The organism is Vibrio sp. B1Z05 (genome assembly GCF_052955985.1).
In genome coordinates this window covers 2,220,291-2,236,582 of sequence record NZ_CP130463.1, presented here as the reverse complement: position 1 = coordinate 2,236,582, position 16,292 = coordinate 2,220,291, and the positions used below count along the sequence as shown (strand labels likewise).

Sequence of the window (16,292 nt, the reverse complement as noted above, 5' to 3'; positions counted from 1 at the left end):
ATGCTTGCCATTATTGATGCCGCTCTATCTCGTAGCCGCACGGTGCTCACCTTACTGGTGATGCTGATCATTGCCGGCGTGTACACCTATATCACCATCCCCAAAGAATCCAGCCCCGATATTACCATTCCTATTATTTATGTGTCCGTTGGTCATCAAGGTATTTCTCCCCTTGATGCCGAGAGGATGTTAGTGCGCCCAATAGAGCAAGAACTGCGCTCGATTGAGGGCGTGAAAAAGATGACTTCGGTAGCGTCTGAAGGGCATGGCTCGGTCACGTTAGAGTTTGTGGCGGGAAGTGATTTAGACAAAGCCATGACCGATGTACGTGAAGCGGTGGATTTGGTGAAATCAAAACTGCCGGATGACAGTGATGATCCAACCGTTAATGAAGTCACTTTAGCCAGCGAACAGCCGATTTTATCGGTAGCACTGTACGGCACGGTCCCTGAGCGAACCATAGTGCAAATTGGCCGCCAAATTCAAGATAAGCTAGAGAGCTTCAAGCAAATACTGGAAGTAGATATTGCTGGCGATAGAGAAGACATTGTGGAAGTGATTGTCGATCCTTTGCTGATGGAGAGTTACGGATTAGATCAAGGGGATATCTATAATCTGATCGCTGCCAGTAACCGAGTTGTTGCAGCAGGCTTTGTCGATACCGGCTATGGGCGTTTTTCTGTAAAAGTGCCCTCGGTATTCTCTTCTTTAAAAGACGTACTTGAGTTGCCGGTTAAGGTTGATGGTAAGCAAGTGGTCACTTTTGGTGATGTAGCTTCGGTGCGCCGCTCTTTTCGCGACCCAGAAAGCTTTGCTCGCTTAGAAGGGGAAAGCGCGGTTGTTTTAGACGTTAAAAAGCGGGCGGGCGAGAACATTATTCAGTCGGTTGATATTGTTAAAGCAGTATTAGCCGAAGCGCAGAAAATGCCAGACTGGCCAAGTAATCTGTTGGTTAAATACACCTATGATGGCTCTAAAGACGTCGATCAGATGTTGACGGATCTGCAAAATAACGTGCTATCAGCCATTATTTTGGTGGTGATCGTCATTATCGCTATTTTAGGCGTGCGCACCGCGTTATTAGTGGGGATATCTATTCCCGGCTCTTTTCTTACCGGCTTGTTGGTGCTGTCGGTATTTGGTTTAACCGTCAATATTGTGGTGCTGTTTTCTTTGATCATGGCCGTTGGCATGTTGGTCGATGGCGCTATTGTGGTGACGGAATTTGCTGACCGAAAAATGCAAGAAGGTGCGCCTCGCAAAGAAGCGTATCGTGACGCCGCCAAGCGCATGGCATGGCCGATCACCGCCTCTACAGCGACCACTTTAGCCGCCTTTGCGCCCCTGTTATTTTGGCCTGATACCACAGGTGAGTTTATGAAGTACTTGCCGTTAACCTTGATTGCTACTTTGAGTGCATCTTTGGTGATGGCGTTAGTATTTGTACCAGTGTTGGGCAGTTTAATCGGCAAACCGCAATACATGAATGCGCACACTCAAACGCGCATGCAGCAGCTACATGACGGAGATTTTTCTAAAGCAACCGGCATGACCAAGCTGTATTTTAATACGCTTTCATTAGCTATTAAGCATCCTATTAAAGTGTTACTGAGCGCGATTTTGCTAGCGGGTGCTGTGGGTGTGGCATACAACAAAGCCGGTTTAGGCGCCGAGTTTTTCCCTGAAGTAGACCCGCCGTATTTTAATATTAAAGTGCGCTCGCATGGCGATCTGTCGATCGTGGAAAAAGATCACATCATGCGCGATATCGAAAAAGAGATTATTGGTCATCCCGAGTTAGAAAGTGTTTATACCCGTACCGGAGGCAAAGATGAGATTGGTACTATTCAGATTACGCCTGTGGATTGGCAAGATCGCCGCTCGGTAAAAGAGATCATCGAGCAATTAAGGCAAAAAACCGATCAATTTGCTGGGGTTGAAATCGAGTATAAATTCCCAGATGCCGGGCCTCCGGTGGAAAATGATTTGGTTATTGAAGTGACCTCTCGCGATCCTAGCGCATTGGATGCAGCTGCTAAACAAATTCGCTTATGGGCTGATGCTAATGAAGCGCTGACCAATGTCAGTGATAATTCGAGTAAAGAAGGTATCGACTGGACTATAGATGTCAATCGCGCCAATGCCGCGCGTTTTGGCGCAGATGCGTCATTGGTCGGAAATACGGTGCAGTTTGTAACTAATGGATTGAAAATAGGTGATTATCTGCCTGATGACACCGATGATGAAGTTGATATTTTGGTGCGCTATCCAGAAGACAAAAGAGACATTGGGCGCTTTGATGAGTTAAGAGTGAAAACAGCGCTAGGGCTTATTCCGATCACGAACTTTGCTCAGGTAAAACCTGAGCCTAAGCAAGACACTATTAATCGTTTAGATGGCAAGCGTATTGTGAACGTGGTCGCTGATATGAGAGAAGGCTATAACCTAGCGATTGAATTGCCCAAGATTAAGCAAGCGTTACAAGCCTTAAACCTGCCAGCCAATGTCGAAATTAGCATTAAAGGACAAAACGAAGAGCAGCAAAATTCCTCCAACTTTTTACAGTCTGCCTTTTTAGCCGCACTGGCGGTAATGGCGCTGATTTTAATTACCCAATTTAATAGCTTTTATCAGGCGTTTTTAATTCTCAGCGCAGTGCTGTTTTCAACAGTAGGGGTGTTTGCTGGACTTCTGATCTTCCAGCGTCCGTTTGGCATTGTCATGTCCGGCATAGGGGTGATTGCGCTGGCTGGGATTGTAGTGAACAACAATATTGTATTGATTGATACCTTTAACCAGTTGCGCAGACGCGGTTTATCTAAAGAAGAGGCCATTTTACGTACGGGCGTACAGCGTTTGCGTCCGGTCATGTTAACCACTGTAACCACTATCTTAGGCTTAATGCCAATGGTGCTGCAGACCAACGTTGATCTGATTAATCAAAAAATAGAGATAGGCGCACCCAGTACTCAGTGGTGGACACAACTGGCGACTGCTATCGCGGGAGGCTTGGCATTTGCCACTGTATTAACCTTAGTACTCACGCCATGCTTGCTGATGTTTGGTCGGAAAGTGGTTGGGGAAAAGAGTGTATAAACTGTTCAATACACTCAATAAAGTAAGGGGCGAGTAAATTCGCCCCTTATCTGCCATCTTATTACTTGTTTGACTTTATTATTGGGTTAGCAACACCCTATAGCGTTCTAATTCGCCTAGTCGTTTTTCAGCTAACTGCATAAATGCTTTCTTCTTTTCACCTGTGAGCGATTTAGCTTCGGGCAGTTTTACTGTACGAGGGTTTTTATGTACGTGATTAACCAAGAACTCATAATGTAAGTGAGGCCCAGTCACTCGTCCTGTGCCGCCTAGTGTGCCTATGGTTTGGCCTTGTTTGACTCTCTGACCGCCTTTTACGCGACGCTTTTGTAAGTGCAGATATTTAGTAATGTAGATATTGCTGTGCTTAATAAATACATAATTACCATTAAATTTGTTGTAGCCAGATTTAAGCACAACCCCGTCACCTGCGGCATAAATTGGCGTGCCTACTGGAGCGGCGTAATCCGTGCCTCGGTGTGCTTTTACTTTGCCGGTGACAGGGTGGCGTCGGTTCGGGTTAAAGTTAGACGTTACGCGGCGAAAATCCACCGGAGAGCGAAGAAAGGCTTTTTTCATCGCGCGGCCTTTATCGTCGTAATAATTGCCACTTTTCGGGTCCAGAATTGCCTTAAAGGTTTGTCCTTGGTTGGTAAACTGCGCCGCTAAAATACGTCCATACCCGACAAACTCACCTTCTACAATATTCTCTTCAAACAGCACTTTAAAGTTATCGTTAGGACGAATATCTAACGCAAAATCAATATCCCAGCCAAAGATCCCGGCAATACTCATGATTTGATTAGGAGTGAGCTTGGCGCTAATGGCGGCATTCCAAAAGCTAGAGCTGATATTGGCTTGTGCGTAATTGAGCTGAACATTAATGTCTTTTTTATCTGTGACGGCTTTAAATTTGTCACCACTTTTGACGGCTTTAAATGTTTCGTACGGGCTGATCTTACGTTGCAGTTGAATGAGGTTGTTTTGTTGGTCATAGCCAAACACAAGCTCATCATTGGGACGAAGCCGTGATAACTGCTTATTGATCGCGGGATCACTGGTGACCATGTTGTGCAATAGGCTAGGGGAGAGACCGAGCCGACTAAACAGTACCGAGGCACTTTCTCCGGAGCGAACTTTATGGGTTTCCCAGCGCATGATCACCATCGGCTTTTTCTCCTCAATAGGAGAGAGCGCTTTGGCATTTATTTCTAATGGGTATTGGCGACCAACTTGGTAATTATTTTCTTGTTTGTAAAGTTGACTTGGGTGCGGCAATAAGAATAAAGCCACCACAATGAGGGCACTAAAACCGCAGATTAACGCTTGATGTAAGAAGGGTAGACGATGAAAAATGGTCAGCATATCCCGATTCATTAAATAATCAGTAAAAAATGGTCTTTGATCAGTCTAACTGCTTTCAAAACTAATGGCTATTCAAGTACACTGTCGAGATATATTTTTTCCTGATTTTGTGGGAGCAAACCAATATGGCAAATTTTGAAGCTGCTTTAGCTGAAATTAAGCGCGGCGCAGAAGAGCTAATACCAGAAGCTGAACTGATCGCGAAGCTAAAAGAAGGCCGTCCTTTACGTATTAAACTGGGCGCGGATCCAACAGCACCAGATATCCATCTTGGGCATACTGTTATTCTAAACAAATTGCGCACATTCCAAGACCTTGGACACGATGTTACATTTTTAATCGGTGATTTCACCGGTATGGTTGGTGACCCAACAGGTAAAAATGCGACTCGTCCTCCATTGACTCGTGAAGACGTTCTGCGTAATGCTGAAACATATAAAGAGCAAGTGTTCAAAATTTTGGACCCAGCAAAAACCAAAATTGCATTTAACTCTGAGTGGTTAGGTGAATTGGGCGCGGAAGGTATGTTACGTCTAGCGGCTAACCAAACGGTTGCTCGTATGCTAGAGCGTGATGACTTTAAAAAGCGTTATGCGGGTGGACAACCTATCGCAATTCACGAATTCATGTACCCATTGCTGCAAGGTTATGACTCTGTTGCTATGGAAACAGACGTTGAGCTTGGTGGTACGGATCAGAAGTTCAACCTTTTGATGGGACGCGAACTGCAAAAAGCACACGGTCAAAAACCACAAGCTGTATTGACTATGCCTCTTCTTGTTGGTCTTGATGGCGAGAAGAAAATGTCTAAGTCGGCACACAACTACATTGGTGTGAGCGACGCTCCAAGCGATATGTTCGGTAAGATCATGTCAATCTCTGATGTGCTTATGTGGAGCTACTACGAACTACTTTCTTTCCGTCCTTTGGCTGAAATTGAGCAATTCAAAGCCGACATTGAAAACGGCAAAAACCCACGTGATGTGAAGATCCTGCTTGCTAAGGAAATTATTGCCCGTTTCCATTCACAAGCGGATGCCGATGCAGCTGAGCAAGAGTTCATCAACCGTTTCCAAAAAGGTCAAATCCCAGACGAAATGCCTGAGTTTGAATTTGAAGTGGGTCGCCCTGTAAGCAACCTACTTAAAGAAGCGGGTCTATGTGCTTCATCTTCTGAAGCGATGCGCATGGTTAAGCAAGGCGCAGTTAAAATGGACGGCGAAAAGGTTGCGGATAGCAAACTAGTCCCTCAAGTTGGTACTTACGTATTCCAAGTCGGTAAGCGTAAATTTGCTCGACTAACCTTCAAGTAAGCTAACTTGTAAACTTCTGTTAATAGGCGCCTTTTTGGCGCCTATTTTTATTTTAGCAACTTGTGAACACGGTCTGATTTTTGTATATTAGCCGCCACTGGGCACCCCAGTAATTATTGGAGAACTTTATGAACACTACCGACCATCCTCCTAGTATGCAGGGAGAAAAATAGCCACTGTCGGTATGTACGTTTCACGTCTCTACCTCAGCGGTAGAGAGCCTTTCTCCAAGCACTTTGCTAAGTACTTTCTGAATTCTCTTATTCTTTTTTCTCCTGACACTCTAGCCTAAAATTTCACAGAAATAGCTTTGCTGTTCTGCAGTGAACTGTACGTGTAATTTCGATGGTCGTTACCCCATTTGTATCTATTTTTAGCTGTTATTAACGGCAGTAATCATGCTGACGAGCTTGCTTAAAAATAGATGTCGACACAGCTAATCGGGAGATTCGCCATGACGGTAATGAATACAGCTTTAACTCACGATGAAACTCTATTTTCGAGTGAGGAAATTTATGCAGCGACCAATGCATTTTTAAAATACGAAGAAAAACAGCAGATTAAGTTACTGCAAGTCATGCCTATTGAAGAGGCGGTCGCAGTACTGCATCAATGCTCTGTGGCTTTTGTTCAGCATATTATTGCGGAACTGGAAGTGATTGGAGAAGATGTCAGAGCGCGTCATTTTGCCCATCAGCTTGGCTTTATTCGCTCTGAAGCCGAGCCAAACAAAGGCTATTTATCTACGGGCGTACTGGCGCACGTGCAGCAGCGCATTGGCTGGATAATAGGTTTAGCCTTGATGGGAATTGTCTCTGGGCTGATTATTGCCAGCTATGAAGATACCCTTAGTCAGTTGGTTTTATTGGCTATTTATATGCCGGTGATTGCGGCCGCAGGAGGCAATACAGGCACTCAAGCGGCTACCTTAGTGATACGAGCATTAGCAACCGGTGAGCTTAAAAAACGTCAATGGTTATCGGTGCTGTGGAAAGAAAGTCGCGTTGCTTTGTGCATTGGCGTGGTGATCGCGCTAGTGATTGTCGGGCGCATTTTATGGTTCAGTGATGGCATTTCTACAGGAGGCTATGATGTAAACATGATAGCGTTTGCCATCGCGATTGCGCTTTTTATTCAGATTGTATTCTCGACTATTTTAGGTGGCGTACTGCCTATTATTGCCCGAGCCTTTAAGCTTGATCCTGCGGTACTGGTGAGTCCAGTGCTGGCCTCTATTGTGGATATTACTGGGATGTGGGTTTACTTTAGCGTGGTCAATTACTTCTTAGGTATTAGCTGAATTGAAACAGCCAAATTAATGACAGCAAAAGGGGCTAATCATTTAGCCCCTTTTGCTGTTTTAACCTAGTTGTAACCCAGTTTTTAAGTAGCAGGTATTAAGCGCTGTTATTCAGTCACTAGCGAATGATAAAACGCTTTTTCAAAGCGTGTTATAGCGGGTTTAACCCCTTTAATTGCCGGCTCTGGGTGATAGTTACTGACATACTGTACAAAGGTATATTTGATATGCCCTTGTTCGTCATAGGTGTAACCGACCATGTTATGACTGCCAAATAAAGAGCCACTTTTGCCTTTGATATGTCCTTTAATCGGTGCATCTTGCATGCTTGGTCGGTATTTTAATGTACCGTCCATACCGGATGTAGGGAGTAGAGCAATCATATGCAGTTGCTGGTCATGGTTTTTGATAAACTGCATCACTTGCATCATCACTCTTGGCGATATTCGGTTGTTTCTTGAAAGGCCAGAGCCATCTTCTAAAACCGAATTGCCCAAATCAATATTGGCCTGTTTTTTCAGGATCTCACGAATAGCGGAAGTGCCACTATTGAAGCTTCCGTGTTCGCCATAATAATCAGCGCCTAGCTGTTTAGTAATATTGTCCGCATAAAGGTTATTAGATTTGTGCAGCATCAATTGCAGCATGTCATCTAATGGATCTGATTTGTGTTCGGCAACCAATACCGCATCATCACTGGCGGTTTGCAGTTTGATCTTACCTTCCAGTTGAGTGCCTTGCTGAGCAAAGATAGCCGCAATGGTTTTCTTCAAATAAAGGCTAGGTGATTGCACCGCAAATTTTAGTGGCAGTAATTTATCTCTATAGGTTAAACAGCCACTCAGTGTGTAGCTGTTATTGGGCTCAGTGGAGAGGTTTAAATCACAGTAGCTGGTTCGTTTTTCTTCTTTGGTGACTGCTTTTACCGTGGTTTTGACGGTAATAGGTTGATATTGAGGAACAAAAATGGAGGTATTGCCATTTTTAAGTGTTTTTAATGATGCTTGTACGCAGTTACCTTCCAGACTTAATGCTGAAGCAGGCGCTGCATAACACACACCTAATACATCCCAAGGCCAGCCAACACCGCGATCATAGCCATCGAATACCGAACCATCCAGATACAAATCACCACTAATGGTTTTGTTCTTTAAATGACTCAGTAATTGCTCAAGATCTTGACGGGTTAAACTAGGATCGCCAGAAAAGCGCAAGCTGTAATCATTTCCTTGCTTATAAAGCTTGGTAGAAAACTGATACCCGTCTGGCCAGTGCAGTTTAGCCGCGAGTGCGGTGACTAACTTTAAGGTACTGGCGGGAGGTAATAGCTGATCGGCATTGGTGCTTGATTGTACTTCATTCCCTTGCATGACAATGACGCTAGAAAGATGTCCTGTTGGCAGAACATCATAAGGCGTTGAGATTGAAGCTGATGCCGCGAAAGTGACTCCGGCGAGTATTAGGGTGGTGAGCGCGCGCATAGAATCCTTACTGACGGCATTAGGCTGTTTGCAAAACAGTATAAACAAAAACACCCGCCAAAAGGCAGGTGTTTTGTATAATTATAGCAATCTAAGTAAGTATTTGTTGTGGCTAATGGCCTTGCCTAAATAGCATTCATTATTAAGCAGACAATTTTTCGCCGCAACTTATACCAACCTATGCCCTAATGTCTGTCAAACTGGCGCGCTTACAAATAGCGATTACAGGTAGTAACGAACACCAATGTTCCACATATCATTTTCTTTGTATGTGTCGATGTCAGAACCTAGGTCAACTTGGTAGCCGGCAAAGCCAACGAATGTTGGAGTGAAGTTGTATTCAGCTTGGAACGCCATTTGGCTATATACTGTGCCGTCTACGACGCTCTTATCGTTGCTTTCTACCGCTTCGTAGTTAATCGATAGGTTTAAGCTGTTAGCAAATGCATAAGCGGCAATGAATTCAATACCGTTCGAGTCATCTAGAACATCACCGGTGTTTGCGCCAGTGTTGTAGTTAGCTGTGCCGTGCATGTATTCGTTCATAGTGTAAACACCAGCAACGTATAGGCCGTTACCGTATGAACCGTATTTAGCGGAAAGTGCGTGTGAAGTCGCTTCTTCTTTGCTTGCTAAACCGTCAGTACGATCACCTGCGCTGTATGCGTAGCCCAGCATGAAGTCTTGGAAGTTCACACCGACAGTCACTTGACCACGAGAGTCAAAACCAGTCGTTGCATTGTCCTGCCAACCTAGGCCACCGAAGATAGAAAGGTTGTCACCCAGTTCAATATCGTTGCGGTAAGAAAGCATGTTTTCTGCACGGCCTGTACCTAGCGCACCGTGGTTGTCGTATAGGAAGTCATTGGCAAATGCGATTGGCATATCTGCAATACCCGCCACATCATAGTATGGAGACCATTGTGTACCAGCTACAGCACGACCTAAATCATCGTGAGAAACGCCAATGTAGCCTAAACGAGTTGTAAATGAGTTCGCGCCACCATTTAGGTAATTTAGCGACCATTCGCCTTTAGCGTCAGCGGTAAAGCCATTGCCTAGGTCTTGAGTTGCGTTGAAGTTGATACGTGGAGAGTTTGCAATGATGTCAGTAGAACCGCTTTGGTAAGCATTTGTATCTGAATTGTATACATCCCCTGTGTTGCCAAGAGCACTAACAGATACGTGACCACCGATAGAGAAAGTAGAACCATCTTGGTTGTATAATTCAACAGCTGTTGCTTGAGTTCCGAATGCGCCTGCAGCAACGGCTAGAGCAATAATTTTTTTGTTCATTTCTAAGTCCTAGAATGTATTTATCCGATAAAAAAGGTTTGATAAACCTCAACTCCCTAAAACAAACCCCTGATAAATTTCCGCGCTAAGTTATTGTAATTCGCGATATTTTTTATCTATCAAGGTTTGTCATCGAGTTAGGATTCTGACTTAGAAGAAGAATTGGGTGATAGTAAAATGATATAAATTAGTGGAACTTTTAATAGCAAAATAGAGTCTCAAAATTACAGTTTCAATGAAATCAGTAGCTTATTGCCATTGTGCAATCCGATTCATATTATTTGTTTTTACTTTAATTTATATTTATCTAATTGAATCGCTTCGTTTTTTACTTTTTTATTCGTGATATGCATCACACTCCCTATAGTTATTGCTAAATCGAATAAAGATGAAAAAAAACCGATCTTTCTGTACAATTAGCCCATCACTATTCGTTTTTTACTTATTGAGCTTATGCTTGATAGGTTTTTGCTGTCCTAAAATTAGTGGACAAAGAGGTTTGATATGGAAAAAGTGCCAATGACTGTTCGTGGCGAACAGCAACTAAAAACAGAACTAGAAAGACTATTGAAATTGCGTCCGCAAATTTCAGTAGCGATTGCTGAAGCTCGTGAACTGGGTGACCTTAAAGAAAACGCTGAATATCATGCCGCTCGTGAAGAGCAGGGTATTTGTGAAGCGCAGATTCGTGATATCGAATATAAACTGTCAGTAGCTCAAGTGATTGACGTAACTAAAATGGATAACACAGGCAAAGTTATTTTTGGTACTACAGTGACTTTGATCGACGTTGATACAGAAGAAGAGTTTAAATATCAAATCGTTGGTGAAGATGAAGCCGATATCAAATTAGGCCGTATTTCAGTAACGTCACCTATTGCCCGCGGTTTGATTGGTAAAATGGAAGGTGATGATGTGGCTATTAGCACCCCAGGCGGCGTAAAAGATTACGAAATTGACCAAGTAGAGTATATTTAATAGAGATTGGTTAGTGATAGCAAAAAGGCTGCGTAAGCAGCCTTTTTTAGTACGATGAATCGAAACAGCCTACTTACGAGGGATTTCGATTTTACGTTGTTCTGATTGGCGGTATATAACTAGTGTTTTACCAATAGTTTGTACTTTCTCTGCGCCGGTTTCACGAATGATAGCGTCAATAATAAGGTTTTTGGTGTCACGGTCTTCCGAGGCAACTTTAACCTTGATCAATTCATGATGATCCAGTGCAATTTCAATCTCCGCTAGAACAGCCTCAGTAAGTCCATTTGCGCCCATCAACACAACCGGTTTTAGGTCGTGTGCTAAGCCTTTAAGATGCTGCTTTTGTTTGGTGCTTAAGTTCATATCGCGGCCAATTTCTTTTATGTAAGGGTTGAAAAATCCTATTTTAACGTCATATAGGTCTCAAGACTATACTTTATCCATTAAACGGGAATATTAGGCAAATTGCCTACTCCAACCACTTTGGAAGTTGAATGAGTAAACAAAAGCATTCGGCCAGTTCGGGTCGATGGTTGAAAGAGCATTTTGATGATAAATACGCTAACGAAGCGAGAAAAAAAGGCTATCGTTCGCGTGCTTATTTCAAAATGGAAGAAATCCACACTAAAGATAAGCTGTTTAATGCAGGTATGACGGTTGTGGATTTGGGAGCCGCCCCTGGTGGTTGGTCTCAATACGCCGCAAAAATAGTTGGTGACAATGGACAAATAATTGCCTGTGACTTGTTGCCAATGGACCCTATTGCTGGTGTAAGCTTCTTACAGGGTGATTTTAGGGAGGACAGTGTTCTTGAGGCGTTACTAGATCGCATTCAGCCTAACATGGTGGATGTGGTGATGTCCGACATGGCACCTAACATCGCAGGTAACAATTCTGTTGATCAACCAAGGGCAATGTATTTGGTTGAATTAGCTCTTGATATGTGTCGACAAGTTCTAGCTACAAATGGTAGTTTTGTTGTTAAAGTGTTTCAGGGCGAAGGTTTTGACCAGTACGTAAAAGATGTACGTGATATGTTCAAAACTGTAAAAGTTCGAAAACCTGACTCTTCTCGAGCTCGTTCTCGTGAAGTGTTTATTGTAGCAACCGGTTACAAAGGCTAGTCTAACTTCTAGCTTGAGAAAGAGTTACATTCTGGCTACAGCACCTAAACTGTAGTAATCTACTTTTAATTACAATTAGTTATCGAGAGGCTTACACCTTGAGTGACATGGCAAAAAATCTAATTCTGTGGCTAGTGATAGCTGTAGTGCTAATGTCCGTTTTCCAGAGCTTTGGCCCAGGAGACAGTGACGGGAAATCAGTGGATTACACCACTTTTGTACAGGAAGTTGGCCAAGGCCAGATTCGTGAAGCTAAAATTAACGATAAAGAAATCGTTTTTTATCGCAGCGATAACTCACGTAACGTGACTTATATGCCTGTGTATGACAGCAAGCTTCTTGATGACTTGATCAATAAAAACGTGAAAGTGTCAGGTACACCACCAGAAGAGCAAAGCCTTCTTGGTACTATCTTCATTTCATGGTTCCCAATGATTCTGCTGATTGGTGTGTGGATATTCTTCATGCGTCAAATGCAAGGCGGTGGCGGTAAAGGCGCAATGTCTTTCGGTAAATCAAAAGCTCGTATGATGAGTGAAGAGCAAATCAAAACGCTTTTCTCTGATGTTGCGGGTTGTGATGAAGCTAAAGAAGACGTTAAAGAGCTGGTTGATTACCTACGTGACCCAAGCCGATTCCAAAAATTGGGTGGTAAGATCCCAACAGGCGTATTGTTGGTCGGTCCTCCGGGTACAGGTAAAACATTGCTTGCTAAGGCGATTGCCGGTGAAGCAAAAGTACCATTCTTTACTATTTCAGGTTCTGACTTTGTTGAAATGTTCGTTGGTGTGGGTGCATCTCGTGTACGTGACATGTTCGAACAAGCGAAGAAAGCCGCTCCTTGTATCATCTTTATCGATGAAATCGATGCTGTAGGTCGCCAACGTGGCGCAGGTGTAGGTGGTGGTCATGATGAGCGTGAGCAAACCTTGAACCAAATGTTGGTAGAGATGGATGGTTTTGAAGGTAACGAAGGTATTATCGTCGTTGCTGCAACTAACCGTCCAGACGTACTTGACCCTGCATTGCTACGTCCAGGTCGTTTCGACCGTCAGGTTGTCGTAGGACTTCCAGATGTACGTGGTCGTGAACAGATTCTTAAAGTTCATATGCGTAAAGTGCCGCTAGCCAGTGACGTTGAACCTTCACTTATCGCTCGTGGTACACCAGGTTTCTCTGGTGCAGACCTAGCGAACCTTGTTAACGAAGCAGCATTGTTTGCCGCGCGCGGTAACAAGCGCAACGTTTCAATGGTTGAGTTTGAACAAGCGAAAGACAAGATCATGATGGGTGCAGAGCGCCGCTCTATGGTAATGACCGACGACATTAAAGAGTCAACGGCATACCACGAAGCAGGCCACGCAATCATTGGTCGCTTGGTTCCTGAGCACGATCCTGTGTACAAGGTTTCGATTATTCCACGTGGCCGTGCGCTAGGTGTGACTATGTACTTACCTGAACAAGATCGCGTGAGCATGAACCGTCGTCATCTAGAGTCGATGATTTCAAGCCTATACGGTGGTCGTCTTGCTGAAGAGCTAATCTACGGTAAAGAACGCGTATCAACAGGTGCTTCAAACGATATCGAACGTGCAACTGATATTGCTCGTAAAATGGTTACTCAGTGGGGCTTCTCTGAAAAACTGGGTCCTCTTCTTTATGCTGAAGAAGAAGGTGAAGTTTTCTTAGGCCGTAGCGTAACTCAGACTAAACACATGTCTGATGATACCGCTAAGCTTATCGATGATGAGATTCGTCAAATCATTGACCGCAACTACGCTCGTGCTCGCCAAATTCTAGAAGAGAATATGGATATCATGCATTCGATGAAAGATGCTCTGATGAAGTACGAAACTATAGATGCGGGTCAGATTGACGACCTAATGGAACGCCGAACTGATATTCGTGAGCCAGCCGGTTGGGGTGAACAACCTACCGCTGCTGTTAAAGAAGAGCCAAAGGCCGAAGCGCAAGCTAAGCCAGAACAGGCTGAAGAATCTAAAACAGAGCCAACTGAAAAAGACTCAGAATAAGCATTTAGCTAATTAAACCCCGAGACTTCTCGGGGTTTTTCTGTTTTAGCCCCTTCACAAAATCGTGTTAAATTTCAAACCTTGTTAGTGCCATGATTCTTAGTAACGGAAACAAACAACTCAACCTTGCCACACCTCAAGTGATGGGCATACTCAATGTCACTCCAGACTCTTTTTCTGACGGTGGCAAATACAATCAAATCGAAGACGCTCTTACCCAAGCTAGAAAAATGATCGCCGCAGGTGCTAGCATTATCGATATTGGTGGTGAATCAACTCGTCCCAACGCTCCAGAAGTGTCCCTTGCGCAAGAGTTGCAACGTGTTATCCCAGTGATTAAAGCGTTACGAGCAGAATCGGATGTGTGGATATCCATTGATACCAGCAAAGCGGAAGTAATGCTGCAAGCCGCTGATGCTGGCGCTGATTTGATTAATGATGTTAGAGCACTGCAAGAGCCGGGAGCGTTAGAGGCTGCCGCCAAATCTGGTTTGCCGATTTGCTTAATGCATATGCAGGGGCAACCCAAAACCATGCAGCTTAATCCCCAATATGATGATTTACTTTCTGAAGTGTCTCAGTTTTTAGATGAGCGTATTTTGGCATGTGAAAAAGTGGGCATAAGTCGTGACAAATTGATCCTTGATCCAGGATTTGGGTTTGGTAAAACTTTACAGAATAACTACCATCTATTAGAGCGACTTCACGAGTTTCACCGCTTTAATATGCCAATATTGGCGGGAATGTCTAGAAAGTCTATGGTATTTAAACTGCTAGATAAAACGCCAGCAGAGTGTGTGTCTGGCAGTGTCGCGTGCGCGGTTATTGCCGCACAAAAAGGCGCGCAAATTATTAGAGTTCACGATGTCGCAGAAACGGTAGATGCCGTGCGCGTGGTAAGCTTTATGAATTCATTAAAATAATAACTAGGAATGAACAATGTCTAAAAGACGTTATTTTGGTACTGATGGTATTCGCGGAAAAGTTGGGCAATACCCAATCACTCCTGATTTTGTATTAAAACTGGGCTGGGCTGCTGGCCGTGTGCTCGCAAAGCAAGGCACTAAAAAAGTCATTATTGGTAAAGATACGCGCATTTCGGGTTACATGCTTGAATCTGCTCTTGAAGCGGGTTTAGCGGCCGCAGGTCTTAAAGCGACCTTGACGGGCCCAATGCCAACGCCTGCCGTGGCCTACTTAACGCAGACTTTCCGCGCTGAAGCCGGCATCGTAATTTCCGCTTCGCATAACCCATACTATGACAACGGTATTAAGTTCTTCTCATCAGAAGGCACAAAGTTGCCAGATGACATCGAGCTTGCTATTGAAGCTGAGCTGGATAAAGACATCGAGTGTGTGGAGTCTGCATTGCTCGGTAAAGCGGCGCGCATGACCGATGCGGCAGGTCGTTATATCGAATTTTGTAAAAGTACTTTCCCAAGTGCAGCAAACTTATCGAGTTTGAAAATTGTGGTTGATTGTGCACATGGCGCCACTTATCACATCGCTCCAAATGTATTTAAAGAGCTAGGCGCTGAGCTCGTATTGATGGGCTGTGAGCCAAATGGTCTTAACATCAACGAAGAAGTTGGTGCTACTGATGTTCGCGCACTACAAGCTAAAGTGGTTGAAGAGCAAGCTGACCTTGGTCTGGCTTTTGATGGTGACGGTGACCGCATCATTATGGTCGATCACAAAGGCAATAAAGTGGATGGCGACCAAATCGCTTACATCATTGCTCGTGATGCACTGCGTCGCGGCGAGCTAAAAGGTGGTGTAGTGGGAACGCTAATGACTAACCTTGGTATGGAAAATGGCCTTAAGCAATTAGGCATTCCATTCTCTCGCGCAGCAGTCGGCGACCGTTATGTCATGGAGCAGCTGAAAGAAAAAGGCTGGAGCATTGGCGCTGAAAACTCGGGCCACGTTATTCTATTAGATAAAGTGACTACTGGTGATGCGATTGTAGCAGCACTGCAAGTATTGGCTTCTATCGTGGATAGCGGAATGAACTTGTTTGACTTGTCACAAGGCATGACTCTTTACCCGCAAGAGCTTGTCAACGTACGCTTCTCTGGTGAATCTGATCCAATGCAACTTGAAGTGGTGCTAGATTCAGTCGCACAAGCTGAGCAAGAGCTAGGTGACAAAGGTCGAGTATTACTGCGTAAGTCAGGTACTGAGCCATTGATTCGAGTTATGGTGGAAGGTGAAGATGGTGAGCTTGTATTAAACCTTGCTAACCGTATTGCCGATACCGTTCGCGAAAATTGCTAGCATTTTTCCTGCGCTAGCTCTGATCA

12 protein-coding genes are annotated in these 16,292 nt (G+C 44.2%); 8 read left to right on the top strand and 4 right to left on the bottom strand.

Translation table 11 applies throughout. The annotated features are described in order from the left end of the window. Positions 1-3,096 (top strand): efflux RND transporter permease subunit, encoded by a 3,096-nt coding sequence (locus QV280_RS10160; RefSeq protein WP_023405306.1) that lies wholly within the window; start codon positions 1-3, stop codon positions 3,094-3,096. 78 nt (positions 3,097-3,174) lie between these two features. Here QV280_RS10160 and QV280_RS10155 read toward each other — a convergent pair whose 3' ends face one another. Continuing rightward, entirely contained in the window at positions 3,175-4,461 is a 1,287-nt protein-coding gene (locus tag QV280_RS10155) for a peptidoglycan DD-metalloendopeptidase family protein (RefSeq protein ID WP_152819487.1), read from the bottom strand. A 125-nt stretch (positions 4,462-4,586) separates the two neighbouring features. Between QV280_RS10155 and tyrS the strand changes: the two genes are divergently transcribed. Together tyrS and QV280_RS10145 are read left to right on the top strand one after the other, a co-directional pair. Next, complete coding sequence (gene tyrS / locus QV280_RS10150; protein ID WP_152819488.1) at positions 4,587-5,774, top strand: tyrosine--tRNA ligase; 1,188 nt, start codon at positions 4,587-4,589, stop codon at positions 5,772-5,774. A gap of 454 nt (positions 5,775-6,228) precedes the next feature. Continuing rightward, positions 6,229-7,074, top strand: coding sequence for a magnesium transporter (locus QV280_RS10145; protein ID WP_152819489.1), 846 nt, complete (start codon positions 6,229-6,231; stop codon positions 7,072-7,074). A gap of 107 nt (positions 7,075-7,181) precedes the next feature. Here the strand turns inward: QV280_RS10145 and dacB are convergent, their stop codons facing one another. Then, complete coding sequence (gene dacB / locus QV280_RS10140) at positions 7,182-8,555, bottom strand: serine-type D-Ala-D-Ala carboxypeptidase (protein WP_152819490.1); 1,374 nt, start codon at positions 8,553-8,555, stop codon at positions 7,182-7,184. Between the two features lie 222 nt (positions 8,556-8,777). Next, positions 8,778-9,851 (bottom strand): porin, encoded by a 1,074-nt coding sequence (locus tag QV280_RS10135; RefSeq protein WP_152819491.1) that lies wholly within the window; start codon positions 9,849-9,851, stop codon positions 8,778-8,780. 504 nt (positions 9,852-10,355) lie between these two features. Between QV280_RS10135 and greA the strand changes: the two genes are divergently transcribed. Continuing rightward, positions 10,356-10,829, top strand: coding sequence for a transcription elongation factor GreA (gene greA / locus QV280_RS10130; RefSeq protein WP_023405312.1), 474 nt, complete (start codon positions 10,356-10,358; stop codon positions 10,827-10,829). A 69-nt stretch (positions 10,830-10,898) separates the two neighbouring features. Here greA and yhbY read toward each other — a convergent pair whose 3' ends face one another. After that, a complete protein-coding gene (gene yhbY / locus QV280_RS10125) occupies positions 10,899-11,195 on the bottom strand; it encodes a ribosome assembly RNA-binding protein YhbY (protein WP_023405313.1) in 297 nt (98 codons plus the stop codon). A gap of 131 nt (positions 11,196-11,326) precedes the next feature. Between yhbY and rlmE the strand changes: the two genes are divergently transcribed. The 4 genes from rlmE to glmM all read left to right on the top strand — a co-directional run bounded on the left by rlmE (position 11,327) and on the right by glmM (position 16,266). After that, entirely contained in the window at positions 11,327-11,956 is a 630-nt protein-coding gene (rlmE, locus tag QV280_RS10120) for a 23S rRNA (uridine(2552)-2'-O)-methyltransferase RlmE (RefSeq protein WP_152819492.1), read from the top strand. A 107-nt stretch (positions 11,957-12,063) separates the two neighbouring features. Next, entirely contained in the window at positions 12,064-13,989 is a 1,926-nt protein-coding gene (ftsH, locus tag QV280_RS10115; RefSeq protein ID WP_152819493.1) for an ATP-dependent zinc metalloprotease FtsH, read from the top strand. 92 nt (positions 13,990-14,081) lie between these two features. Further along, positions 14,082-14,912, top strand: a complete 831-nt coding sequence (gene folP / locus QV280_RS10110; RefSeq protein WP_152819494.1) for a dihydropteroate synthase — start codon at positions 14,082-14,084, stop codon at positions 14,910-14,912. A 16-nt stretch (positions 14,913-14,928) separates the two neighbouring features. Beyond that, the gene (gene glmM / locus QV280_RS10105) at positions 14,929-16,266 is read left to right on the top strand and encodes a phosphoglucosamine mutase (protein WP_152819495.1); all 1,338 of its coding nucleotides are present in this window, start codon (positions 14,929-14,931) and stop codon (positions 16,264-16,266) included. Positions 16,267-16,292: the final 26 nt, after the last annotated feature.

Excerpts from the sequence above, each read along its gene's own strand:
- QV280_RS10160 (WP_023405306.1), top strand. The coding sequence starts at position 1 with ATGCTTGCCATTATTGATGCCGCTCTATCTCGTAGCCGCACGGTGCTC.
- QV280_RS10155 (WP_152819487.1), bottom strand. The coding sequence starts at position 4,461 with ATGCTGACCATTTTTCATCGTCTACCCTTCTTACATCAAGCGTTAATC.
- tyrS (WP_152819488.1), top strand. The coding sequence starts at position 4,587 with ATGGCAAATTTTGAAGCTGCTTTAGCTGAAATTAAGCGCGGCGCAGAA.
- QV280_RS10145 (WP_152819489.1), top strand. The coding sequence starts at position 6,229 with ATGACGGTAATGAATACAGCTTTAACTCACGATGAAACTCTATTTTCG.
- dacB (WP_152819490.1), bottom strand. The coding sequence starts at position 8,555 with ATGCGCGCGCTCACCACCCTAATACTCGCCGGAGTCACTTTCGCGGCA.
- QV280_RS10135 (WP_152819491.1), bottom strand. The coding sequence starts at position 9,851 with ATGAACAAAAAAATTATTGCTCTAGCCGTTGCTGCAGGCGCATTCGGA.
- greA (WP_023405312.1), top strand. The coding sequence starts at position 10,356 with ATGGAAAAAGTGCCAATGACTGTTCGTGGCGAACAGCAACTAAAAACA.
- yhbY (WP_023405313.1), bottom strand. The coding sequence starts at position 11,195 with ATGAACTTAAGCACCAAACAAAAGCAGCATCTTAAAGGCTTAGCACAC.
- rlmE (WP_152819492.1), top strand. The coding sequence starts at position 11,327 with ATGAGTAAACAAAAGCATTCGGCCAGTTCGGGTCGATGGTTGAAAGAG.
- ftsH (WP_152819493.1), top strand. The coding sequence starts at position 12,064 with ATGGCAAAAAATCTAATTCTGTGGCTAGTGATAGCTGTAGTGCTAATG.
- folP (WP_152819494.1), top strand. The coding sequence starts at position 14,082 with ATGATTCTTAGTAACGGAAACAAACAACTCAACCTTGCCACACCTCAA.
- glmM (WP_152819495.1), top strand. The coding sequence starts at position 14,929 with ATGTCTAAAAGACGTTATTTTGGTACTGATGGTATTCGCGGAAAAGTT.